The following is a 23,635-nucleotide window of genomic DNA, read 5'->3' on the forward strand; positions in this document are numbered from 1 at the left end:
AACACTAGGTGTGAGGTGTGAGGTGTCAGGTGTCAGGGCCGAACCCCGAACCTGGACATCTGCCCCCTGAAACCTGAAACCTGATACCTGACACCTTGCGCAATCGGAACAACCACCTCGAGCTTCTGACGGCGCAAGCGACACATCGGCTCGGCGGCAATCCCAGGCTCCAGCTCCAGCAGGGCCTCGTAGACCCGCCCCAGGTCTTCGACATCGAGTGCCGCATAGGAGACACGTTCACGGGCGGTGCCGCCCTTACCACGCGGCGTCCAGAGCAGCCGGTCGAGCAGCAGGGCCACGGCGCGCTCGCCCCAACGCAGCCCGGCGAGCGTCGGCGTCGCGGCGGGATCAAAGAGGCCGCCGGCCAGCGGCTTCACGGTAAGCTCTTGGCTCTCAACGCCCTCGGCGAAGAGGCGGAAGAGCTGGCGCAGGCCATCTTCAAGCATGCGCCCCGTCTCGGCACCCTCGTCAAGCACCGCACGCACAATCGGTGCCAACGCCGTTCCGGGGGCATAGGTGCCGCGCCAGATCGCCGAGTCGGCGAAGCTAAAGCGGCGGGCCGGGTCATCGCTTGCGGCTAGCTTGAGGATGACCAGCAGCCGGTAGACGATCACCAGCCCCTCGCGCCAGAGGGTTTCAGGTGTCAGGTGCCTGGTGTCAGGTGTCAGTTCAGGGTTTAGGTGTCTGGTGTCTGGTGTCAGTTCGTCATCTGTGCCCTGTTCTGAAACCTGACCTCTGACTCCTGAAACCTGCGCTCCGGCCCCCTGAAACCTGACCCCTGAAACCTGACCCCTATTCTCCGGATGATCAAGGATCGCCTGAATAAAGCCCTCAATCGCCTCACGGGCCTGGCGGCGCAGGTCGTTGGTAACACGAGTCTGCTGGAGGCGGGCCTGCTCGATCAGCTCAGGGAGCTTGCGGAGGCCGGCGGGCGAGGCCAGGGCGAGCAGCAGGCGATAGGAGTCGGGGACGATGCGGCGCTTGCGCCACTGCGTGTGGATCGGGATGATCACCTGCGAATCGGTGCGGGCGGGGTCAGAGATGATCAAGCGCAACTCGACGCCATTGGTCAGCAGGCCCATGCGCTCGCGCTCGGCGAGCAGCACCCGTTGGGCAACACGTAGCGGGCTATAGCGCGCAGCGGCCCCGCGGCGCCCAGGCGCATCAAGATCGGCCTCAAGCTCGGTGGCCCAGACACGCAGCCGCGAGCCATCCGCAGCGACAAGTAAGCGCCCGCCGTCCTCATCCTCCAAACTCGTGCGCACCTTACCGCCATCCGCCGGCTCAACGTAGCCAAGCCGCGCAACGAGCGGCAGCAAGACATGGTTAAAGACCCGCTCGGAGCCACCGCGCACAACTAATTCGCGCAGCTTGCGCTCATAGCGCTCCCAGGACTCCTGCAACTCCCGGCCCTCCGTGCCGGAGGCCTTGGACAACAGGCCCGCCTTGGTGAGCGCCTGCTCCAACTCCAGGCGCACGAAAGGCTCCGGCAGGGCCGGGCCGGTGAAGATGCAAGCTGGTAAGAGGTCGAGGGGCATGGATCTGTTCCTACTACTTGTTCCTGTAGCGCTTCCACTCAGCCTCGGAGGCATTGAAGTCGAGGTAACGCTCGGAGAAGGCGTTGAGCCAGGTGCGCGTTACCGCATCAATGTCCAGCGCCAGCCAGTCGGCAATCAGCGTGTCAAGGGGAATGGCGCGGGGCGGCGGGGTGTGCTCGGCGAGCGTTTGGCAATACTCGCTAAGGGCTGCGGCCATTTTTGGATCATCAGGAGCATAGAGCACGATCAGCTCGCCGATCCCATAATCCGGATCGCTCGCGCTAAGGGCCAGCGCAAGCATGTGGTTGCGCCAGAGCTGCTGGTAATTGGCGCCCAGGAGCTTATCGTAAGTATCAGGCCGCCACCAGCGGTCGGCATGATCAAACCAGTAACGATAGCGAGCCTTTGTGCCTGCCCCCTTTTTCGCCGAGAACGGCTCGGAGTACTTCGTCTCAATTCCGACAAACCTGCGCTCCTGGCCCGATCGGTACCTAATCATGGCGTCGAAGGCAGTGTTGTCTTTCAACACCTCGTGTAGATTGGAAACCTCCAGGGCAATCTCGATCACCTCGTCAACCGGATAGTCAGGTATTAGCGAGGAGACCAGCTTTCGTGCAAGGTCAGGATTGTCACGCAGCTGGCCGAAGAGATTGAAGCACATTGGCTGGCTGGAGAGCATATTGCCGTAGAGACGGTTTTTTCCAGCCGCGCCTGGCTTCGGAGGAAATCGCTCCCTGGCGACCTGCGCAATCGCTGGCGTCAGGAAATTTCTCCCCTCCCACGCATCGCTCTCGCTGAGATAGTTTCCGTGACCTGGCGTAGGAGCACAGTCGGCACGCAGTACATGGTGGCGGTACCAGCTCTGGTGGAAGCGCTTGCGGGCGACCCATTCATCGTCGCCGGCGACGGGCTTGCCGTAGACAGCCTGAGGGTCTTCCTGATCACGCCACCAGAGCCCGATGTGCAGATGATTGCCCAGTGCCGCCACATCGTTGCGATGAAGGCGCAGATCGACGATGCGGTCATCATTGGGGCTGTATGGGCGGGCCTTATGAAGGGTTCCCAGGAGGGGACCAAGCGAGTCGCCAGTCGGCTTCCAGAGGTTGGACCAATTACGCGTGGGTGCGGCTCCCCACACCAGTTGGAGCGCGAATGGCCCCTGAGCCTTATGGTCGGCTTTGGCTTGTGACGCGATTCGTGCCTGGAGTTCCTTTTTCCACTCGGGCTGCTCAGAGCCCGGCCCCATCGCTACCGTCACATGCTGCCATCCCGCATTGGGCGCATCGGTGCATGCACGGGCACGACCGATGCGAATGCTGGCTCGTGGCCGCTCATCGTACGGCACTGTTGGGGGCGCATCAACAGCGACATACTTCCTCGCCCTCGCGAGTAAAAAGCGCTGGTGGCCCAGCCGGTTAATCAGTGGGTAGAGGTAATTCTCCAGGTCGTATTCCTTGTGCAGCCGCTCGCGGGCGCGTACATCGATAACCATCTCCAGGTATAGGTCCGTGTGATCGCCAAGATATGGCCCAACCTGCGTCGCAACCGCATCCAGGTACGCCTGAAGTTCTTGCTGGGCGCGGCTAGTCTTTGCATCCCAGCTAGCTAGGCGCGGCTGCACATCGGGCAGCTCGCAGAGTAGCTCACCCGGCTCGTAGAGCGTCCATGCGGCTGCGGCAGGTGAGGCAGGCACCAAAGGCGTGGTTGGTTCAGACATAGAGCGATGCTCCTTTGCAATCCGCGTCAGCAAGACTCGTGCGCCAATAGGCAATGATGTGGGCAGGGTTGTGCATCCGGCATCCATCGTTATGTGAGGCTGGTTATTACGGCATGCTTGGAGGCAGCAACATCAGCACGCCAAGCGGCAGCACTTCGGGCGGGCGCAGCGCCAGGCGGGCGTCTAGGTCGGCACAGCGCTGCTGGTAGATGCGCAGGGCGTGTTCGGCGTCGCCACGCAGACGTGGCGGAGCTGTGCGGTCATTGTGGAAGGCCGCTAGACGCTCAACCGGATCGGCTAGCGTTTGCCATGCACGCGCCGGCTGTGCCGCTGGCGCTGTGTCGGCGGCGAAGAGATCCATCTGGAGCGCGGGCACAGCCCCTTGCGGCGCGATGCGCTCAGCAAGCTGGCTCAGCCAGTCGTCGAGCCGCCCGCGCTCTGCCTCAAGGCTACGGCGGCGCTCGGCGCTGAAGGCAGATGCCGTGGCGCCGTGACAAAACTCACGCGTGATCAGTGCCTGCGCCTGCGTCAGCGCGTCGGCATACCAGGCAGCAAAGTATTGATCGTACACGCCGGTGGTACGCACGGGCCTGGCCTCTTCCACAAGCGGCAGCCAGTCCGACGGATTCAGCAGCACCTGGGCAGGTATCAGGGGTTGGGTGTCAGGTATCAGGTCAAGTCTGCCGTCATCGTCATCTTGACCCCTGAACTCTGAACCCTGGGTAGGTGTCAGGGGTTGGGTGTCAGGTGTCAGGTCAAGGGTGCCATCATCGTCATCTTGCCCCCTGAACTCTGACCCCTGAACTCTGACCCCTGAAACCTGAAACCTGAAACCTGACCCCTGAACCCTAACCCCTAGCACCTGCTCCAGTTCGCGGCCCGCCTTGCTCTCGATGCGGCCCAGGAAGGTGAAGAGCAGCGTCGGCACGGGCACGGCGGCAACGGCGACACTACACCGGAGATCCTGGCCGCTGTCGGCGGCTTTGCCAAACGAGAGATTGCGTACACGGTCGAGCGCCCGGCGCACCAAGGGGTGTGCGCGACCCAGGAAGCCCACTGGACGACCGAGCGCGTCGTGGGTCAGGTTGAGGTCAGTCGTGAGGCGGGTCACGCGGGTCTCGGCGTCATAGCCAGGCAGGTCGCTCAGGCCGTGGGCCCAAGCAGCGGGCAGCAGCGCCTCCTGAACGCGAGGGTCAGCGCCAGAGCGCACGTCGCCGCCGTCAATCCGGATCGCATCGCAGACAAACCCCGACAGGTCGGTAATACTGGCGCTGTGGCCGCGCGTGCGCGCGGCCACAGCGCGCTCCATGCTCTGGGTATCGGCGGCAAGCCCGGCGTCACCTAACCAGACGTGGGAGCGGGCCGCCTGCTCGAAGCTGCGCAAACTGCGGTCGATCTCATCCAGCAATTCGCGATCTAAGGTTTCAGGTTTCAGGTGCCAGGTTTCAGGCGTTAGTGCTGCGTCGTTGGGTTGCTCAGCCGCATCCGTACTCGGCGGCGCCGTGTTGGCGTGCGCGAAGATTTCAGGTTTCAGGTGCCAGGTTTCAGGCGTTAGTGCTGCATCGTTGGGTTGCTCAGCCGCATCCGCACTCGGCGGCGCCGTGTTGGCGTGCGCGAAGGTTTCAGGTTTCAGGTGCCAGGTTTCAAGCGTTAGCGCCGCGTCGTTGGGTTGCTCAGCCGCATCTGCGCTGGGCGGCACCGTGTTGGCGTGCGCGAAGGTTTCAGGTTTCAGGTGCCAGGTTTCAGGCGTTAGCGCCGCGTCGTTGGGTTGCTCAGCCGCATCTGCGCTGGGCGGCACCGTATTGGCGTGCGCGAAGGTTTCAGGTTTCAGGTGCCAGGTTTCAGGCGTTAGCGCCACGCCGTTGGGTTGCTCAGCCGCATCTGCGCTGGGCGGCACCGCGTTGGCGTGCGCGAAGGTTTCAGGTTTCAGGTGCCAGGTTTCAGGCGTTAGCGCCGCGTCGTTGGGTTGCTCAGCCGCATCTGCGCTGGGCGGCACCGTATTGGCGTGCGCGAAGGTTTCAGGTTTCAGGTGCCAGGTTTCAGGCGTTAGCGCCACGTCGTTGGGTTGCTCAGCCGCATCTGCGCTGGGCGGCACCGCGTTGACTTGCTCATCGGCAGCTTGCCACGGATCGTTGTTAGAAATCGGCGCATCTTCACGCAGAAACTCCAGCGCAAGCAGTGATGCCTCGGCAAACCCTGACCCCTGACCCCTGACCCCTGAAACCTTTCCCAGGGTGTTGGGCACGAACGTCAGCCGGGTGCGCTGCCGCTCGTACTTCGCGATGAGGCGCAGCAGGATGCGCTCCTCGAAGGTGCCCCGCAGGTAGAGATAGCGCACGACCGGGTCATGCGTCTGGCCAAAGCGATCGATGCGCCCATTGCGCTGTTCAAGCCGATTAGGGTTAAACGGCAGCTCCAGGTGAATGAGGTGGTGGCAACGGTAGTGCAGGTTCAGGCCCTCGGCGGCCGCATCGGTACTGACCAGCACGAACCCATCGGCGTTTCGGAAGCGATCGGTGGTCGCGCTGCGTTGTGCATCATCATGCTCACCGCTCATGGTCAGCACCGGCCCCAGCCCGGCGCACTGAAGCGCCTCAACAGCGGCGCGCTGGCTGTCAATGTACTCGGTATAGATGAGCACATTGGCCTGTGGCTCCTCGGCGCGGATAGCCTGGAGCGTGGCAACAAGCTGGTCGAGCTTGGGATCCTGGTTGAGCGCCGCCTCGGCCAGATCGGCGAGCGTGCCCAACTGATCGACCACCTCGGCCTCACGGCGCTGGCGGGGATCGTCGGCGCGAATCTCCCGCTGGACATCGATGAGCAGGCGCACGAGATCCTCGGCCTGGAGCTGATGCTGAAGCAACTCCTCCTCGATGCTCAACGCGCCAAAGCGCTCGAGGCGCCGCTGGATGTCGCGCAGCGCCTTCCGCCGCTGCTGACGACTCTCTTGACGCTCCGCAATCCCACGCACGATCTCCTGACGTCGGTCGCCAATCGCCATGAGGGTTTCACGGCATGCGGCCACGGTCGAGACACTGCGCTTTAGCAAGGCAAAGAGCGAGAGCACATCGCTGTAGGTTTTGGTGCGGAAGGCGCGGCGCAACTGCGGAGCGATCAGGTCAAGCAGGGCACGCTGGAGGGCGATAAAGGCCGGGTGACGATCTGGTTCAGCGGTGACCGGGAGCGGCAGCACCACACGCTCGCGGAAGCGCGCGACCCCCGTCGTGGGATCAACGATATGGCGCTTGAGCCGACGCACGACATGGGCACGGTAACGGTCGCCGCGCAGATCACCGGCATGATCCACAAGCGACGGGTCAAGCAGAGCGCAGAGCGAGGCGAACGAGCGATCATTGCCATCGTGGGGCGTCGCGGTGAGCAAAAGCAAGGCATCACAGCGCCGGGCAAGCACATCGGCGAGCCGACGACGCTGCGAGTCTTCGCGGTCACCGCCACTGACATCCATGCAATGGTGGGCCTCGTCAATCACGATCACATCATAGCTGGTACGATCAAGCAGATCGACAATATGATCCTGCTTCAAAAAGTCAATTGAGGCCAGGCCCAGGGGCAGGTGGTCAAAAGGATTAGCCCCGCTCTCGGTACTGCGGCGCACCTCATCGAGAGCGGCGCGGTCAAGCGTACGCATACGCAAACCAAAGCGTTCCGCGAGCTCAGTGCGCCACTGATCGAGCAATGGCCCGGCGGGGGTGACGACAAGGATGCGGTGGGCCAGGCGGCGAGCGATCAACTCGGTCAGGATGAGGCCAGCCTGAATGGTCTTGCCAAGACCAACCGCATCGGCGAGCAGCAGACGCACGCGACTCATCCGCAAGGCACGCACCACCGGCACCAACTGGTAGGGTTCGAGCTGCAGGCGGCCAGGCTGCACGGCGAGCAGAGCATCAGGGCCAAGCGCCTGCTCCAGCAGGAATGCCTGGTGGTAGACGCGCCAGTGGAGGAGCGGGGCAGCGCGTGCGGGGCGCAGATCGCGCACGATTGGCTGAATGGATTCGAAGGGAGCAAGCAGATCGAGCTCGCGCCCACGGAGGCCGCCGTCGATGCAGCGCAGGCGGTAGAGCGTCTGCTGTCCAAGGCGGTCAGCGAAGACCACCTCCCAGCGCAGCCCGCGGGCTTGCACCTCCGTGCCAGGGAGCAGGGTTGTCATAGGGAACCTGCTCGCATAAGCAAGGGCGTGGGTACGATAAAGCGGTACATGAACAACCTGACTAACTCACATGACCCAGCATCAGAATCACGCAAACCCTGACAAACGACCGCGCACGGCGCGTCGGTGGCATCTCATGCAAAGCTACGCACCCGCTTGAGCAACAACAGCCGGTGACAATGTGCTCCCCAGGAGATGCAGGAACACGCGGCACAGGCGACACTGCATGCCCCAGCATCATCTGCGGCAACGTCGCACCCAGCATCTCACGCTCATTGGGCGTAAGCACCCGCAGCAACGGTAGCGCCCACGCCGACCAGCCGAGAGACCCAGATCTACTCTGGTGCAGCAATCAGAACTGACATCTGCGCCGCTGAGTATAGTTTACACTAACAGATGAACAAATGCATTACCATGTGGATTAGGATTCGTTCACGCTTGTGCTGAGCCAACGGAAAGGTTCATACGATGCAGACGCTGCTGTTTCTCTGTACTGGCAACTACTATCGGAGTCGCTTCGCTGCGTACCTGTTCAATGCGCGAGCGCAAGCGCTTGGTCTCCCCTGGACAGCCTTCTCGCGCGCCCTGGCCCTCGAACGAGGCAGCGGCAACGTTGGCCCCATCTCACCGCTCGCCCTGGACGGCCTAGCGCAACGTGGCGTGACAGTGACGCCCCCCATCCCCGTGCCCACCCAGGCCAGCGAGGAGGATTTCGCCAGGGCGCACCGCCGCATCGCGTTGTACGAGCGTGAGCATCAACCGCTGATCATTGAGCGCTTTCCCGCGTGGACAGAGCGAGTCACGTACTGGCATGTCGCCGACGTCGGCGATGTCACGCCGGAGGATGCCCTTGCGGCGATTGAGCGCGAGGTCACGGCCCTCCTGTCACGCGAGCATCTCCTGGTGAGCGGCGGCGTGTCGGCGTCGGAGTTCTTGGATGACCTGGGATAATTTGACGTTTAGACTATCCAGCCACATCGTCCAACCCGCTTTCGGGGAACAAAGAAGAGCAAACACCGCTTTTTTGACGCAAAGGCGCAAAGGCGTAAAGCACCGGGGGTGATCATGGCAATGGGCCTTGATGCTCGCCCTCGGCAGGGCGCAGCAGCGATGGGGACGACGATGTGATCGACAGACGCGCAGGGGCTGCTGCGCCCCTACCGGGATGGTCGGTGCAGGAACCAAAGTGTATTGCCGCGCTCTTCCAATATCGGCAAGCTGCTGCGCCCCTACCGGGATGGTCGGTGCAGGAACCCGTCTCGGCATTGGGGGTTGAGGGCGAACAGAAATCGTGTTTGTTGCCGCAAAAGAACGCAAAGAACGCAAAAAATGGGGGTGCCATCGCCCGCAACATAGCCAATGCGCACCACCGGTAGGGCGCAGCAGCGATGGGGGTGATCATGGCAATGGGCCTTGATCCTCGCCCACGGCAGGGCGCAGCCGCGAGGCACCTCGTGGTGACTAACCGATGCGCAGGGGTTGCGGCGCCCCAACGGTGTGCGTTTGCCGCAAAAGAACGCAAAGAACGCAAAAAATGGGGGTGCCGTCGCCCCTCGCCCGCAACAGAGGACAGGGATAGGGCGGGCACCGGGGGTGATCATGGCAATGGGGCTGGATCCTCGCCCACGGCAGGGCGCAGCAGCGGGGGTGATCTTGGCAATGGGCCTTGATCCTCACCCCCGGCAGGGCGCAGCAGCGATGGGGACGACGGGGTGATCAACGGACGCGCAGGGGCTGCTGCGCCCCTACTTTTTTGACGCAAAGGCGCAAAGGCGTAAAGCACCGGGGGTGATCTTGGCAATAGGGCCGATCCTCGCCCCCGGCAGGACACAGCAGCGCTGGGGGCGACGAGGTGATCAACGAAGGTGCAGGGGCTGCTGCGCGGAACGGTTCCCCCGTGTCCTGGGAGCGCGGGCGGCACGCCCGTGCTCCCAGGCTTGCCTGTTACCCCACATGTGAACCCGTATACTACACAACGATCCCCTGGTGGCACGGTGGCCGGCGTGGTGCGGCGCGAGGCGGCGCTTGAACGATGGCCCCGTTGATCGCGTGGGGTGTTGGCGAGGCAGGGTGCGTTGGGACAACGCGCCGAGAGGAGGGCCGCACCAGCGGCGTCGGGTTGCACCGCCTGGTGAGATTGCATGGTGAGAAGGCTTTTAAATGGAGGTTAAAAGACCGCTTTTTACAATCGATTTTGCTCTTGCACCAGGAGTCTTCCCAGGTTATGAAAGTGCTCATTTGTGATTCCATACGCGACAGGATGTGGTGTGATGGCGAAAATCGTGTCATTATTATGAGTTATATGTACTTTATCTATACTTTTCCATTGAGTCGCTGATCCTGTAATTTGCTTCCACCAAAACTTATACTCCTGATTGCTGCTATAGAAGACAACATAACGTGGCTTGTGGATTTCAATGAATCTTCGTATTGCTGCCGACCGTGGTTTTGACCATGTTTTTTTATACACATCACGGTTTATTAATTCGGGTATGCTTGAATGCTCATTATATATCCATTTTTTTATTGACTTAGAAGGAAGAGGAAGAAGTTCTAAAATGCAATTATTGCCGGTATGGACGCCAAGTTCTTCGCGCTGAAATTCTCTAACCATTTCCCTGTCAACGTTATGGCCTTCTGCGCTTAATAGAATACGGATTAATTTACTCCAGGTTGGTTGTAATCGCGCCTTTGGTCCGATAAATTGCTGTATTCCAAACTGTTTATGTTGGGCGTTCAGGTCATCTATCGTTACTTTTCCTCGTACTTTCCAGTGATTCAGGCGGTGAACAACTTCTTTGATCGTTCCATCACTCCCGTCTTCCATCCCAATAAACCAGTACTTCCCATTAAAATTTCCGTATCCGAAAAAATTGTTCATGTACTCGTATAGGAGAGTGTCATCTAGTTCGAAATTAGTAGTCATACCAGCCATTCTCGTTCGTCGTAGAGCATTATCAACAACGGCCTATCGGTCGTCATCATAGCGACCGCTTGCTGAGGATTGATGCTCGTGGGGGCGGTCCAGGCGACTCCGCTCGTGGCGTCGGCCAGGGAGCATACATACCGTCTGAGCTAGGATACCACGAAGATGGAACCGATCCATTACCAGGCCTTAACTGGCTGTGACAAACCAGCAAGAAAGGCTGCGCAAAAGCCGATCCGCGTAGCAACGCTTTACCCCCGACAGGGCGCAGCAGCGCTGGGGGCGACGGGGTGATCATGGCAATGGGGCTTGATCCTCGCCCACGGCAGGGCGCAGCAGCGAGGCACCCCGTGGTGACCAACCGACGCGCAGGGGCTGCGGCACTCCTCATGTGTTTGTTGCCGCAAAAGAACGCAAAGAACGCAAAAAAACGGGGGGCCGTCGCCAGCAACACAGCCGATGCTCACCCACGGCAGGGCGAAGCTGGGCACCGGGCGTGATCATGGCAATGGGGCTGGATCCTTACCCACGGCAGCAGGGCGCAGCAGCGAGACACCCCGTGGTGACCAACCGACGCGCAGGGGCGGCTGCGCCCCTACTTGACTCTCAGCGGCGCAGCAACTACCATGGGCGCACGAAGCAATGCCGTGCGGAGTGCAACGAACGCAATGTCTGGCGACGAACTATCCCCTGCTGATTCCATCGACCCGCTCAAAGTCGGTGAGTTGATTTCGCTGACCGAGGCCATCGCCTATACTGGGTTGACCCGCAATTCTCTGAATGGCTATATTCGGCGTGGGCGCTTGAAAGCAAAAAAACTCGGATCAGTCTGGGTCACGACCTACGCTGCGCTTGATGAATACCTCGCCTCGCGGGACATGGAGAGCATTCCCAAAAAGTATCGTCAGCGCTCTTGACCGTAGACGATTATTCTTGTACCATAGACCCTATGAAATGACGCAACCGCCAGGTGCTAGGAACACCTGACGGCTGCTAACCTCACCACCTGATCGTAGCAGGCGGTGCGGCTGGGCTGCATGGTACCACACTGTGCGGCGTCCTCCAGCAGCACCCCGTTGCCGCGTTGCTCCGCAACGTAGCAGGCGTTGAGGTGCTGTGTTCGTTCCAGGGGCTTGTCATTTCTCTCCTGGCTCGCGCCGGAGGTCGCCGTGTTCTCTGCGGTTTGTCCCCGTGGCGCTCGTGCGCGGCCTCCGGCGAGGAGGTCGCCGGGCGTCCGTGTTGTGCGCTACCCCAGGGCGGGTGCGCTGCGGCCAGCAGCGGCATCCTCGTCCCCCCGTCATGCCCTCGCTCCCCCGCGCTGGCGGCAGCCTGCCGCCCCCGCCCTGGCCCCCTGCACCCGTGGCCGAGGTTCGCCCACCTCGCTACGGCACGTTCGTCGTTCCCGTCCGGTCGCTGGTCAGCCCCACCCTGGGCTGGCTGGCAACGCCCCCCTGGATCGGCGCTCGCCGCCTGCCCAGGGGGGCGTTGCCATACGACTCCCCTGGTCGCTCGCTCGTTCCGCCCATCCTGCCGCTGGTCAGCCCCACCCTAAGCACGGTCGGCCTGACCACCCGCCTGCCCAGCGGGGCGTTGCCTTGCCCCACGCCTGGTCGTTCGCTCGTTCCGCCCATCCTGTCGCTGATCAGCCCTACCCTGGGCACGCCCGGCCTGACCCCCTGGCTGCCCAGAGGGGCGTTGCCTTGCCCCACGCCTGGTCACTCGCTCGTTCCGCCCATCCTGCCGCTGGTCAGCCCTACCCTGGGCACGCCCGGCCTGACCCCCTGGCACCCCTCACCCGTCGCGGAGGTGCGCCCACCTCCCTGCGGTCGCTCGCTCGTTCCGCTCATCCTGCCGCTGGTCAGCCCTACCCTGGGCACGCCCGGCCTGACCACCCTCCTGCCCAGGGGGGCGTTGCCCGATCATACCCTTGGAGGCGCTCCTATGCACCATGATCCCGCCGCCCGTCTGCGTCGCGCCCCGACCGCGACGCGCATCCTTGACCTCGCCGCCTGGTTGGGCCTGCTCGCCGGGTTGCTCTGGTGGATGCATTTCTTCTGGCTCATGATCACCCCCGTCATGCTTACCGAACTCGTGCTCGTCGCCGCCTTTGCCATGGCCTACGCCGTGGTGCTGCCCATGCTGATCAGCATGCTCTTTCCCGGCACGCCCGCAGGCATGCTCTTGGCGGAAACCCGCTGGCGCACCTTCGGCCACGCGATTGCGCTGGGGGCCGCCGTCTTCATGGTTTATCACGGCTTCGTCGCGGTCTGGGCCTGGTGGCAAACCCGGCCCGTGACCGTCGCGGCGGGCCAAGACCTGCCGCTGGCGATGGGCACGATCATCGTCTTTGTCGTCGTGCCCGCCTTATCCTGGGTGCAAATGGCCCCCGACCAGTGGGTCGCGGAGATCGTCCAGGCCCAGCAGGTCAAGCGCTTACGCGCCGCGCAGCAGGCCAATCTGATGGCCGCCCGCATCCAGTACGCCCGCGCCATGCACCTGCTCAAGCGGGGCCTGGCCAATACCACCGCCGCCGAACGCGCCGAGTTAGCGGGCACCTTGATCGCGATGCAACGCGCCGAAAACGAGGCGATCAGCCAAGTCGCCGACCAGATGCGCTTGCTGACCGGCATTGACACCGGCACGCCGCTGCTCGACGACGACCACCTGCTCGACCAGTACGACCGCCTGACGGTGGCGATGGAGCAACTGGTGACGCCGGTCAACGCGGCCTACGCGGAGGCTCCGGACGCGGTGGCTCCACCGCCTGCCGCGCCGCTGACCGTGCCGCTGACCGCTCCTGAACCAGCCGCACCAGCCGCACCGTCCCCCCCGGCCCGCCACGAACCGCCCCGGCCCGCGTCCAGCCCGCCCGCGTCCAGCCCGCCCGCGTCCAGCCCGCCCGCGTCCAGCCCGCCCGCGTCCACCGCCACCGCGCTCGCCGTCGCCCAACGCGAACTCAGCGGCGCATGGTCACGCGCCCAGCTCGAAGCCGTCTTGTCCGTGCAGAAAACCAAGGCCACCGCCTTGATCCGCACCTGGCGCACCGAAGGCCACCTGATCGAACTCAGCGACCCCGCCTTCCACTACGCCTGGGCCACCCCCGAAAGGAGCGTCTAACATGGGCTATGTTCCCCCCCGCGGGGCCGATGGCCGCATCATCGTCGGCCCCTTGTTTGGCGACAGCGACGCGCCGCCGCCAGAGGCCGATGCCCCGGTCGCGCCGGACGCGCCGCCGAGCGCCCACGCCCCGCCTGCCGCGCCCGCCGCAAGCCGTCGCCAGGACGCGCCCACCCCCTTCGGCATGCTTCGCCCCGAGGCTGGCCCGCTCAGCCCTGGCCCGCGCCGCTCGGCCCGGCTCGTCCTGGCCGTCGCGCTCGCCTGCCTCCTGCTCGGCGGCGGCCTCTGGGCCACCTGGCCGCGCCCGGAACCCGTGGCACTGCCCGACGCCACGAACCCGGCCCCGCCGACCGCCGCCACCGCCGCGCGCCCCGTCCTGCCCCGCGCCGTCGTCGCCTTCGCCGCCCCCGACGGCGTCGCCGTGGGGGCGTTGGAACCAGGCCGCCCCTACACCACCCTGACCACCCAGGACGGCTGGCTGCGCATCGCCGCTGACGGCTCCGGCACCGTCTGGATTCGCGCCTGGGAACTCACCGGCAGCGGGCCACCGACCGCGACCCCGACCGCAACCGCGCTGCCGACCGCGACGCCGCGCCCGGCCCCGCCGCCGCCAGCGGCCCCCGTCGCCCCAGCGCTCACCTGCGTGCCGGTCATCGACGGCAACTTCGGCGGCACGCTCGGCGAAGCGTGCGGGGCCACCAGCGCCGAACGCCAGCAACGCGCCCTGGAACTGCTCCAAGCGGCGGATCAGGCCCGGAGCGGGGAGTGAGGGCGTGGCCGCCAAAGAACGCAACGGAACGCAAAAAAAGGTCGCGCCATGCTGCCCCTCGCTGGCAATGCGGACGAGGGGGAGCAGGGCACGGCAGCGCCGTGCCTCGACGGCGCTGCCCGTGCCCCACGCCGCATCATGATGCCGATGATCATGCCCCGCGTACGGGCACGGCAGTGCCGTGCCCCCGCCGCCGCATCATGACGCCGATGATCATGCCCCCGTACGGGCACGGCGCCGCCGTGCCCCACGCCGCCATGCGCACCCCATGGCCGTAAGGCCGAAGCACGCGCCTGCGCAGAGATGGGGTGGCGGCACGGGTGCGGGGCGCGTGCTTCGGCCCTACGATGCTGCCATGCCCCGCGCCGCGCCGCCGCCGTGCCCCCACAAAAAATCGCGGATGTGGCGGGGGCAAACCCTTGACACCATTGTCGCCCCAGAAGGAAACAGCAAGGCAGCAAACAGGATTCAGAACACAGAATTCAGGACATTCGTGCGAACAAGGGGGGCCGCCACCACCCGAAAACCCCGGGGGTCGTCCGAGTCGCTGGGAGGGTGCCAGTTCCGCGCCCCGCAGCGAACATATGTGCTATAATTACGCCACGACCCACCTCGCCACGGCACGTCTCCCTCATCAGTTGTAAAGTCTTTCCGCTCCTGCGCGGCCTCGGCTGGGTAGGCCTGGTAGCTGCTGCTGGCCCACTCCCAGACGTTGCCTGCCATATCAAGCGCCCCACACGCCGCCGCCCCTGCGGGACAACAGCCCACGGGGGCGGCACGATCCAACTCGTTCGCGTCAGAGATCGCCAATTCCGGCGTGGGCTCCGCGTCGCCCCACGGATACGGACGCCGCTGGCCCTGCGCGTCATAGGCTGCGGCAACTTCCCATTCGGCCTCGGTCGGCAGGCGTAATCCATAGCCTGCCGGCAGCACGTCAGCCAGGCGTTCGCTCAGCCACGCACAAAAAGCCGTCGCCTCGTACCAGTTCACCCCGATCACCGGCTGATTGAGCCCATTGAAACGAGCATTATCCCACTCATCTGGCTCGGTGCGCTTGCGTGCCTGCTTCCACTGCCAGCCCTCGGGCGTCCACCAGCGTTCCGCTGCATCACCGTAGCCCTCAGCGACAAACAGGGCGTACTGGGCCACCGTGATCGGAGCGCGGGCGATCCAGAAGGCGGAGAGGGGTAGCGTGGCGGAAGGTTCACCCTCATCCCACCCGCCGATCTGATAGCTTCCCCCTGGCACAGCGCACCAGTAGCCCTGTGGTTGCCCAAAGGTGGTGCTGCGCTGCGCCAGTTCCGCCTGCCACGCCTCGACCGTCACCGGCATACGCGGATCATCACCCAAATCACCCAGCAAGAACCCCGCCCGCACCCGCCCAGCCACCGGCAGGGGTTGGTCGCGGTCGGCCAGCAGCGTCACCAACCCGTCACGCAGATCAGCCTGTAACCCAGCGACATCCACCTGTTGCTCAGCCAGATACGTCCAGTCGCGATCAACCCCCAACTCCGCCGCCAGGATCAGATCCCGGTACCACCGCGCCACGGGCTTCGCCACACCCTGCTCGCGGCGGTCAATCAGCACGCGCAGCACCTTCTCGACCAGAAACGGGTTTGTCGCCTGCACCACCCCCACTCCCAGGAAGAGCGGCTCCCGCCAGCGGTCATCATCGCGCCGCGCAAGCACCTGCGCGACCGGATCACGACTGAGCAGCATGTGCCGCCCGGCACAGTGTTCCTGCAAGGTCAGGTGGGCAAAGACATAGCTCGTCGGCCCGTCCGGGGTCAAAAGGCCGCTCCGGTGTTCGATGTAATCGAGACAACGCCCGGCGGCTCCCCAGGGTTCGGAGAGTTTTGCCGCTTCAAAGAACTCGATCAGCGCATCGCGGATCTGGCTTTTGCCCAGCCGCCCGCGTCCATCTTCCGACGACCCCGCCGCGTGCGCATCGTAGGAGAGCCGGTCGAGCAGCGGGCGCAAGCGGGCCGTTGTCCAATCCGGCCGCCCCAGCGCATCGGCCAGGTTCTGCCCGTCATGCACTTTGTCCCACTCGCCGAGCAGCAATTCCAGGATCTGCTCGTAGAGCGTCGGGCGGTCACGGGGCAAAGTACCGCGTCGAAACAGCAACAAGGCCATCAAGGTCACGAGCAAGGGTGAGGCCGCCATCGCCCGCAGGCGCGGGCTCTCCGCAATCGTCGCGATCAGATCGTCGCTCAGGCGCTCGGTCTCAGTGTGGGCCAAATGCCCATGGGCGACCAGTTCGCCATACCACGCTGGAACAAACGCCCGTACCTGGCCCAGCGTCAACGGGGCCAGCGTCGTCACCGGCCAGCCGAGCATGGCCTGCAGGTCGTCGGTGAACGCCCGCGTGCGGCAGGTCACCACCATGCGCACCTGCGGATAGCGGGTCGCAAAGGCCTGCACCGCCTGCAGCGTCGTGGCCCGATCTACGGCCTGCGCGGTCGGCTCCAGCAGCACTTCATCCAACCCATCGAGCAACAGGATCACCGCCCCGCGCACCAGCGCATCCGTGAGCAGATCGTTGGGCTGCGCCACCCCGTGCGCGGCAAGCGTGGCACGCAGCAACGTCATCACCGCCTGCACTGGTGCCGCCTTCTTCGCCAACGCTCCGGCCAGCCGACGCAGCGGCAGCAGCAGCGGCAGCAGCGGTGGGGCGGCGTCCCATCCTGGCAAGGCCGTCGCCGGGTCAGCCTGATCCAACCCGCGCCGTGCCAGTGCCCAAGCCAGATGGCGCACGAAGGTACTCTTGCCGCTGCCCGGATCGCCGAGCACCACCAGGCGTGGCTGATCAGCCAGGGCCTCGGTCGCCGCCTGCGCCCGGAGCAACGTCAGCGGTGCCGCGTCATCCGCACGCCCACGCCCACGGGCACTGCCGTCGGCCTCGTCCACCCTGGTCGCCAGCACCGCTGCGACCGGGAGCACATGCTCGGGATCGTACGCTTCGGCAGGCTGGGTCAGGTTGTCATCGGCAAAGTAGGGCCGCAACGCTTCCCGCGAGCCGGTCGCCAGCGGCAGGAGCATCGTTGTCGCCAGCAGCACATAGACCCGCGCCAGATCCAGGCCCTGCGCCCCGGCCAATTGCGTATCCAGGCCCCGCAGCGGCAGGGCGCGTAGATCATTCGCCAGCGCATCGAGGTACCAGTTCAACCGCTGCTGCTCGTCATGACTGGGGACACGTTGGTAGATGATCGTGCCAAGGTTGAGCCCTACGACTGGGGCATCAACCTGCCCGCCGCTCACCGTCGCCTGGCCCTCGGTCGTGGCCGTGGCCCCTTGGCCGATAGCAACGGTGCTCTGGGTGAGATTGCCTGCGCTCAGCGTATCACCGCCGCCAGCGGGGGGCGCTGGCGGCGGCGTCTCGCCAAAGACCTGCGCCGCGACGAAGGCGGCTTGTTCCGAGGTAAGTGCATCGCTTTTCTGCGCCAGCGCAGCGCGAGCGATGGTGTCGTCGAAGTCGTCGCGCAAGGCGCGAAGACGGGTGATCAAGGCGGTCAAGTCAGCGTCGTTCATAAAACCTCACGAGGGCTAACCAGGCGCACCTGCGCAGGCAGGGCTTCAGCGACCACACGGCACTGCGGCAAAGGATCCCAGCCGATGTCACGCTGTTGCGTGACATCGTGTGATGGGCGCTGCTTGTTCCCGCGCGCGACGCGAGGCGGTCGCAGCGAAGGGGAGCATGGCCTGATGCTCAAGCCTGTCCACCATTGCAACATCATCGTCCATCCTTGCCATCATGTTCATCACCGGTACGACGGGAGGGCGCGTCGCACGTGTTCAGGATGCGCCTGGAAGCGAGGGCGGGATGCTCTCGCGCCCAGGCTTGGCCCCTACCACAACGCTGAACCGTTCCGGAGCGTCGCGCCCGTGCGTCACGCTTTCTTCCCAGCGCGTGGATCATCGGCGTTTCCTTGCCCCGTCCATGTGATGTCACCCGTACTGATCCCAGCTACCGGGCCATAGGCCTTAGCATTATCCTTGAGATTAACTTCACCATGCATCCCCGCAGCAGGGGAAGCCAGCTTCACCTCGTCCGCCAAGTGCCGCAACCGTGCCGCGAACGGCTCTGAACGAGCAGCCAGTTGCGTCAGAAGCGTTTGCAACGGAACCGCAAAGAGAGCAGGATTGGCCTCAAACAAAGGCAGGGTCTGTTGCACGTCCGTCGCGCCGTGCGTCGCCACCTCTGCCGTGATCACCTGGGCCACCTGTTCGCCCTTGCTCACCGCCTCCGTCTTCGCCGGAGGCTCGTGCTGCTCAAGCCTCGCCTTCTCCACCACCGCACGATAATCGGCATACGCCTTATACGCCCCAACCAGACCCGTGATCACCACGCCCAAACTCACCGGATCAAGCATCGGTCATTCCTTTCGTGTCAACCGCCCCTGCCCACCCTCACGCCCATCACAGCGGCCCGCAACGGCCCTGCCCACCCGATTGGCCCCCGCCACCTTCGCGCCGAAGCGCCTGCGCCTGGGCCCCCGCCTGCATCGCCACAAAGCATGATCGCTGCGACGCAGCGCAAGAAGCAGAGCTCAGAGTGTCTGCACTAACAAGGAGGGGCCGCCACCACCCGAAAACCCTGGAGGTCGTTCCAGATGTAGGGACGAGACCTGGTCCGCGCCCCGCAGCGAACATACGTGTTATTTTGAAGGAACAATCCACCGCGGTACGGCACATCCCGATTATTAGGTATAAAGTCTTTCACTTCCTGCGCGGCCTCGCCTGGATAGCCTGAGTAGCTGCTGCAGGCCCACTCCCCCACATTGCCCGCCATATCCAGCGCCCCGCACGCCGCCGCGCCTGCGGGACAACAGCCGACGGAAGCTGGGCGATCTAGGCCACTCGCGTTAGAGATCGCCAGATCCGGCGTTGGTGCTACGTCACCCCACGGGTAAGGACGCCGCTGGCCCTGCGCGTCATACGCCGCCGCCACTTCCCACACCGCCTCGGTCGGCAGGCGTAGCGTCCAGCCTGCCGGCAGCACCTCAGCCAGGCGCTCACTCAGCCAGGCGCAGAAGGCCGTGGCCTCATACCAACTCACCCCGCTCACCGGCTGATTGGCCCCGGTGAAGAGAGCATTATTCCAGTTATAAGGCTCTGTTTTCTTGCTGGACTGCTTCCACTGCCAGCCCTTGGGCGTCCACCAGCGTTCCGCCACCTCGCCATAGCCTTCAGCGACAAACGGGGCGTACTGCGCCACCGTGATCGGATACCGCGCGATCCAGAAGGTGGGGAGGGGCAGGGTAGCAGCGGCTTGCCCCTTGTCCCACCCGCCGATCTGATAGCTTCCCGCTGGCACATAGCACCAGTACCCCTGTGGCTGCCCAAAGGCCGTGCTCCGCTGGGCCAGTTCCGCCTGCCATGCCGCCAGCGTCACTGGGATACGCGGATCGCCCAGGGTGCCGACGATCTCGGCTGCACGTCGCCGCACCGCGAAGGGGGCGGCAGGTGTTTCAATGATCTGCGCTCCCACGGCAATACTGGCAGCATCGGTCAGATGACCCTCCGCCAGGTAGTCCAGCGCCTCGCTGAACGCCCCCCGCCGATAGCACGCCTGTACCTGCTGCGCACCACCTTGCTGGGCAACGCCACGCAGCCGCTCGACGTCTGGATACGATGCAGCATCGTCGCCCAAGGCCCGCAACGCCGCGAGCGCCGCAGGCCACGCCTGCTGTTCCAGCGCGGTGAGAGCCGCCTGGTAGTGGTGCTCAGCTTGGGCACGCGCTGCAACCCAAGCGGCATGCCCCTCGGGATCGGCATAGTCCGGGGCCAGGGCACGCATGGCGTCAAGTTCGTCCTGCACCGCTTCCCAGGCATCGTCGCCCCGCAACGCCGCAAGGGCGGCATAGCGCTGCGGCAAGGCGTGGCGCTGACGCGCCTCCGTCAGGCGGGCTTGCACCTCCTGATCAGTAGGTACCAGCGCAGCGATCTGAGCGAAGTGTGCGGCAGCCTCGTCCCAAGCACCAGCCACCGCAGCCGCACGAGCGGCGTTCATCAGACGGCGGCGGGTCACGGGATCGAGCGCCGGGGGCAAGCCTGATGCGTCAGGCTTGCCCGGATCTGGGGCTACCGGCGCATCGACCAGCGACTGGCTGGGCAAGGGCCCAAGTGCATCGTCGTCGTCAGGGTGATCCTCAACCGTCACCCCCCACCGGCGCAACGTCTGCTTGAGCTTCCTAATCTCGTCGCGAGCCGTCACGATACCGGCGGGCACCTCGGGACGCACGTGCGCTTTCCCTGTGATGGCGACCTGCTCAAGGTAGGTGGCAAGGGTTCGGCGATGCGCCGCAATCCGCTGACGCAGGCGGTCAATGTCGTGGTCAGATGGCATCACACGTCCCCTTCGCATCACCCATCATCAGGATGATCCGCCACCATGATCCCCCACCCACGTAAGACGGCTTTGGCCCGCGCAATGCCCTCGCGTGCCTCGTGCAAACCGTGGCTGATTTCTGGACGGGCATGAGCCGAACCCAGCAGGGCCAGTTGCTGGAGGTAGTGAGCCAGGGTGCGGCGATAAGCGGCCAGCCGATCCTGCTGCTGCGCCACCTGGTCAGGGGCGACCGGCGCTGGCGGTGGCCCCAATGAAGGCGGGGAAGCCATGGGGCCAGGCTGAGAAAAGGAAATCGTCCCTAGGTTCACCCCAATCACTGGCCCAGCGACGGTGCCCGACACCTCGACCGTGCCGGTCGTTTGATCGCGCCCGGCCAGGTGGCCGGTGGTCAGCGCACCAAGCCCATTGCCATCACCAAACACAAGCAGCGCAAGCTGTTCACGGTCGTTCGGAGCAAGCGTGGCCCCCTGCTGCGCCCAAGCGCTGCGGGCCGCCGCTTCACCCCATTCGTGGGCCAGCGCACGGAGCCGTGCAGCCAGCGCAAGGATGGTCGCATCCTCAATGTCGTCGTTCATCGTGCCTTTCTTCCGCGCTCCATTTCAGTCCGACAGCCAGCGTGAGGAACCAGCCGCCGGTGTGCGGCGCTGGACGCCACGCTCATCGCAAGCGCAGCCTCCTGAGCCAGCGTCCCCCAGGCCCCCCACACCAGGCCAGAGGACGTTCCTCTCACCCTGCCTCATACGGAACCTCAACGATCAACAGCCGATATGCCTCCGCAGGCGACACCTGGGCATGGCGGGCAAAGGCATTTGCCAACTTCCACGCAGTCGTACGCTGCATCCCGCCGATGCGACCCGGCTGTTGCGCAGGATTCACCAACGCCTGGATGGTGGACACGGCAACCCCCGCCTCGCGGGCCAGCGCCGTCAACGACAACTCGGCCTGGGCAACCGTTTCGCGAAACGTGGGAGCCAGCTTTCTCAGCAGCCGGGGTGAGGGCTGATGGATCGAGGCAGTTCGCATCGGCGATCCTCGCATTCAAAGACGATTCGAGATGAGTATAGAGGGAAGGTACGCCGCGTGTCAAGCAGGCCGCGCAGCACAGCATGCGACCCGGCACGCTCGCGCTGCGCCGTGCGTCGGCCTCCAGGATCAACGCGGGCTGCCCAGCTCACCCCTCAGCACGCCACCACTTGCGACACCTCGCGACACCTGACGACACCTGACGACACCGGCACGCAGGAAGCTCCAACGGTCAGCCACCCGCCTCACGCCACGCTACCGTCACCGAGAAACCACGCTGACGCTACTGGGACAGCGCATGGAACCCAGTGGGGGGCAGCGCCGATCATCGGTGACAGGCAACGAGCCAGAGGCGTACCTCCCCCCGGTGAGCCCTGCCAGATGCCCTATCGGTAGTCGCCGCCCCGAAGGACGTGCGCTTCATCGGGTGCGCCAAGGCTGCTGACCGCGCACCCTTCGCACCCTCAACCAACCATGCCCAACAGCACCAGATGGCTGATGAAACGTGCATGCCTCCTGCATATCCTACCGACAGGGACAAACCAAGATCGCTCGGTATGCAGCCATCATGCGCATCCTAAAACTTGACCACCTCGCCCAGAAGGCTTGGGTTTGTAGGGCTATGCCGTCATATATGGGTATGTAGCGATAGCGATGGTTACGGTGGCGTGGGATGGTGGCAGCGCAGAGCTTGGGTCGTACCAGGATTCCATCCCCAATGCGCCGTCAGGTCGTTGAACCTCACGGCGCATCTCTCCTGCTAACAACTAAGCCGATTCGACGGTGGATTCACCGCCTCCAGCCACCCCTTCGGCGAACAGCCGTACCCTTGGCGGCTCTGCGGCTTGCGCTTGATCAGTGTCCCCACACCAGGCGCACACTCCTTCATGATGGTTCGAGACACCGTTATCTTCGAACCATCGGGAGATACACGTGATGCCCTACGTTGATTACCGGCACACTTGGGAGCTCCTGGGGTTCTTTGGGATCCGTTGCGATTGCAATGGTCAGCGGTAGCTCTAAGGTCATTGGGGGCACGGCGGCACTCTGCCTGGGTGCCATCTCAGATTCGGTTATGACCACCCGAAGCATATACGTTCCTGGTGCAGACGACGTTGGAATATACACATAAAACAGCAACAAGGTGTTCGTAGAAAGAAATTGCTGCCCGAGCATACGGAAATCCGCCATCCCCGGCTCAAGGATCGAAATGGTTGCGTGTGCGTTCGATGGCACATTGCCTACCGTGACCAGAAACGTGCTCCCAGGCCCCCCAATCGTGTAATCACTCTGGATATATGGCTCCGGTGGCGTCGCTGATGTGGTTACGGTAAAACTCCAAACGCCTGTCCACGCGCTCTCGTCGCCCCCATCAAACGCTTGGACTTGCCACGTATAATTTCCATCCGCGAGTTCAGGAGCTGTCCACGTGGTGTCATTGAGCCATCCCGTCTCAGCAACGGTGTTTCCGGTACTGCTCTGAAGCCGCACCCGGAACCGGCGCACCGCCTCAGGGCCATTATCAGGATCACCGCCATCAGCCCACGTAAAGGTTGGGGTTGCGCTTGTGAGCGTGCTAGCGGGTTGTGGGCTCAGCATATTTGGCTGATGAGGCGGATAATTTGGTGTTTGGGGTGGGATCTTCGTTTCGTCTGTCGTAAGATCAATACTGCCCCCCAGATCAATCCAGTCTGACCACGTACTCCCCTCCCAGAAGCGCTGATGCAATCGGTTGTCCGTCCCTTGGATGAAGCAGTCTAACCGTGAATTGTTTCGCCAGGTGAAACAACTCGGTGCTGACTGAAGCCCTCCGCCTAAATCAACCCAGTCTGACCAATTTGCCCCGTTCCAGAAGCGCTGGTGAAGCCGGTCATCCGTGCCCCGTATAAAACAATCCAAGCGCGAGTCGTTTTGCCAGGCGAAACAGGTCGGCGCTGACTGGAGCCCGCCGCCTAAATCAACCCAGTCTGACCAATTTGCCCCGTTCCAGAAGCGCTGGTGAAGCCGGTCATCCGTGCCCCGTAT

Annotated in this window: 14 protein-coding genes and 1 pseudogene; 4 read left to right on the forward strand and 11 right to left on the reverse strand. The window is 64.0% G+C overall.

Annotated elements, in window-relative coordinates; all coding sequences use genetic code 11:
* Window positions 1–32 precede the first annotated feature (32 nt).
* From EKD05_RS20270 to EKD05_RS20280, 3 genes are all read right to left on the reverse strand, one after another.
* Complete coding sequence (locus EKD05_RS20270; protein ID WP_129676538.1) at window positions 33–1,538, reverse strand: hypothetical protein; 1,506 nt, start codon at window positions 1,536–1,538, stop codon at window positions 33–35.
* Between the two features lie 13 nt (window positions 1,539–1,551).
* Complete coding sequence (locus tag EKD05_RS20275) at window positions 1,552–3,255, reverse strand: hypothetical protein (RefSeq protein ID WP_129676540.1); 1,704 nt, start codon at window positions 3,253–3,255, stop codon at window positions 1,552–1,554.
* Window positions 3,256–3,361: 106 nt separating this feature from the next.
* Window positions 3,362–7,423 (reverse strand): helicase-related protein, encoded by a 4,062-nt coding sequence (locus EKD05_RS20280; RefSeq protein WP_129676542.1) that lies wholly within the window; start codon window positions 7,421–7,423, stop codon window positions 3,362–3,364.
* Window positions 7,424–7,891: 468 nt separating this feature from the next.
* Here EKD05_RS20280 and EKD05_RS20285 point away from each other — a divergent pair, with 468 nt between their 5' ends.
* On the forward strand, window positions 7,892–8,374 hold the full coding sequence (locus EKD05_RS20285; RefSeq protein ID WP_129676544.1) for a low molecular weight phosphatase family protein: 483 nt from the start codon (window positions 7,892–7,894) through the stop codon (window positions 8,372–8,374).
* A gap of 1,231 nt (window positions 8,375–9,605) precedes the next feature.
* Here EKD05_RS20285 and EKD05_RS20290 read toward each other — a convergent pair.
* On the reverse strand, window positions 9,606–10,349 hold the full coding sequence (locus EKD05_RS20290) for a hypothetical protein (protein WP_129676546.1): 744 nt from the start codon (window positions 10,347–10,349) through the stop codon (window positions 9,606–9,608).
* 626 nt (window positions 10,350–10,975) lie between these two features.
* Between EKD05_RS20290 and EKD05_RS20295 the strand changes: the two genes are divergently transcribed.
* A complete protein-coding gene (locus tag EKD05_RS20295) occupies window positions 10,976–11,266 on the forward strand; it encodes a helix-turn-helix domain-containing protein (RefSeq protein ID WP_129676548.1) in 291 nt (96 codons plus the stop codon).
* 874 nt (window positions 11,267–12,140) lie between these two features.
* On the opposite strand, the gene EKD05_RS27030 is transcribed toward EKD05_RS20295, so the two are convergent.
* A complete protein-coding gene (locus EKD05_RS27030; protein WP_255427256.1) occupies window positions 12,141–12,272 on the reverse strand; it encodes a hypothetical protein in 132 nt (43 codons plus the stop codon).
* A gap of 18 nt (window positions 12,273–12,290) precedes the next feature.
* Between EKD05_RS27030 and EKD05_RS20300 the strand changes: the two genes are divergently transcribed.
* The gene (locus EKD05_RS20300) at window positions 12,291–13,466 is read left to right on the forward strand and encodes a hypothetical protein (RefSeq protein WP_129676550.1); all 1,176 of its coding nucleotides are present in this window, start codon (window positions 12,291–12,293) and stop codon (window positions 13,464–13,466) included.
* A 1-nt stretch (window position 13,467) separates the two neighbouring features.
* Window positions 13,468–14,235 (forward strand): hypothetical protein, encoded by a 768-nt coding sequence (locus tag EKD05_RS25975; protein ID WP_165360851.1) that lies wholly within the window; start codon window positions 13,468–13,470, stop codon window positions 14,233–14,235.
* 468 nt (window positions 14,236–14,703) lie between these two features.
* Here the strand turns inward: EKD05_RS25975 and EKD05_RS20310 are convergent, their stop codons facing one another.
* The 6 genes and pseudogenes from EKD05_RS20310 to EKD05_RS20335 all read right to left on the reverse strand — a co-directional run.
* A complete protein-coding gene (locus EKD05_RS20310; RefSeq protein WP_129676552.1) occupies window positions 14,704–17,766 on the reverse strand; it encodes an SUMF1/EgtB/PvdO family nonheme iron enzyme in 3,063 nt (1,020 codons plus the stop codon).
* 359 nt (window positions 17,767–18,125) lie between these two features.
* The gene (locus EKD05_RS20315; protein WP_129676554.1) at window positions 18,126–18,608 is read right to left on the reverse strand and encodes a hypothetical protein; all 483 of its coding nucleotides are present in this window, start codon (window positions 18,606–18,608) and stop codon (window positions 18,126–18,128) included.
* Window positions 18,609–18,799: 191 nt separating this feature from the next.
* Window positions 18,800–20,584 (reverse strand): SUMF1/EgtB/PvdO family nonheme iron enzyme, encoded by a 1,785-nt coding sequence (locus EKD05_RS20320; RefSeq protein ID WP_165360852.1) that lies wholly within the window; start codon window positions 20,582–20,584, stop codon window positions 18,800–18,802.
* Window positions 20,585–20,601: 17 nt separating this feature from the next.
* On the reverse strand, window positions 20,602–21,162 hold the full coding sequence (locus EKD05_RS20325) for a hypothetical protein (protein WP_129676558.1): 561 nt from the start codon (window positions 21,160–21,162) through the stop codon (window positions 20,602–20,604).
* A gap of 151 nt (window positions 21,163–21,313) precedes the next feature.
* Window positions 21,314–21,610: a hypothetical protein gene (locus EKD05_RS20330; RefSeq protein ID WP_129676560.1), complete on the reverse strand. Its 297-nt coding sequence runs from the start codon at window positions 21,608–21,610 to the stop codon at window positions 21,314–21,316.
* A 906-nt stretch (window positions 21,611–22,516) separates the two neighbouring features.
* Window positions 22,517–23,635, reverse strand: a pseudogene (locus tag EKD05_RS20335) (hypothetical protein); the annotation flags it as partial.

The organism is Candidatus Chloroploca sp. Khr17 (assembly GCF_004138165.1).
GTDB lineage: Bacteria > Chloroflexota > Chloroflexia > Chloroflexales > Chloroflexaceae > Chloroploca.

Coding starts and splice junctions, on each gene's coding strand:
- EKD05_RS20270 (WP_129676538.1), bottom strand. CDS start 1,538: ATGCCCCTCGACCTCTTACCAGCTTGCATCTTCACCGGCCCGGCCCTG.
- EKD05_RS20275 (WP_129676540.1), bottom strand. CDS start 3,255: ATGTCTGAACCAACCACGCCTTTGGTGCCTGCCTCACCTGCCGCAGCC.
- EKD05_RS20280 (WP_129676542.1), bottom strand. CDS start 7,423: ATGACAACCCTGCTCCCTGGCACGGAGGTGCAAGCCCGCGGGCTGCGC.
- EKD05_RS20285 (WP_129676544.1), top strand. CDS start 7,892: ATGCAGACGCTGCTGTTTCTCTGTACTGGCAACTACTATCGGAGTCGC.
- EKD05_RS20290 (WP_129676546.1), bottom strand. CDS start 10,349: ATGACTACTAATTTCGAACTAGATGACACTCTCCTATACGAGTACATG.
- EKD05_RS20295 (WP_129676548.1), top strand. CDS start 10,976: ATGGGCGCACGAAGCAATGCCGTGCGGAGTGCAACGAACGCAATGTCT.
- EKD05_RS27030 (WP_255427256.1), bottom strand. CDS start 12,272: ATGATCGGGCAACGCCCCCCTGGGCAGGAGGGTGGTCAGGCCGGGCGT.
- EKD05_RS20300 (WP_129676550.1), top strand. CDS start 12,291: ATGCACCATGATCCCGCCGCCCGTCTGCGTCGCGCCCCGACCGCGACG.
- EKD05_RS25975 (WP_165360851.1), top strand. CDS start 13,468: ATGGGCTATGTTCCCCCCCGCGGGGCCGATGGCCGCATCATCGTCGGC.
- EKD05_RS20310 (WP_129676552.1), bottom strand. CDS start 17,766: ATGAACGACGCTGACTTGACCGCCTTGATCACCCGTCTTCGCGCCTTG.
- EKD05_RS20315 (WP_129676554.1), bottom strand. CDS start 18,608: ATGCTTGATCCGGTGAGTTTGGGCGTGGTGATCACGGGTCTGGTTGGG.
- EKD05_RS20320 (WP_165360852.1), bottom strand. CDS start 20,584: ATGCCATCTGACCACGACATTGACCGCCTGCGTCAGCGGATTGCGGCG.
- EKD05_RS20325 (WP_129676558.1), bottom strand. CDS start 21,162: ATGAACGACGACATTGAGGATGCGACCATCCTTGCGCTGGCTGCACGG.
- EKD05_RS20330 (WP_129676560.1), bottom strand. CDS start 21,610: ATGCGAACTGCCTCGATCCATCAGCCCTCACCCCGGCTGCTGAGAAAG.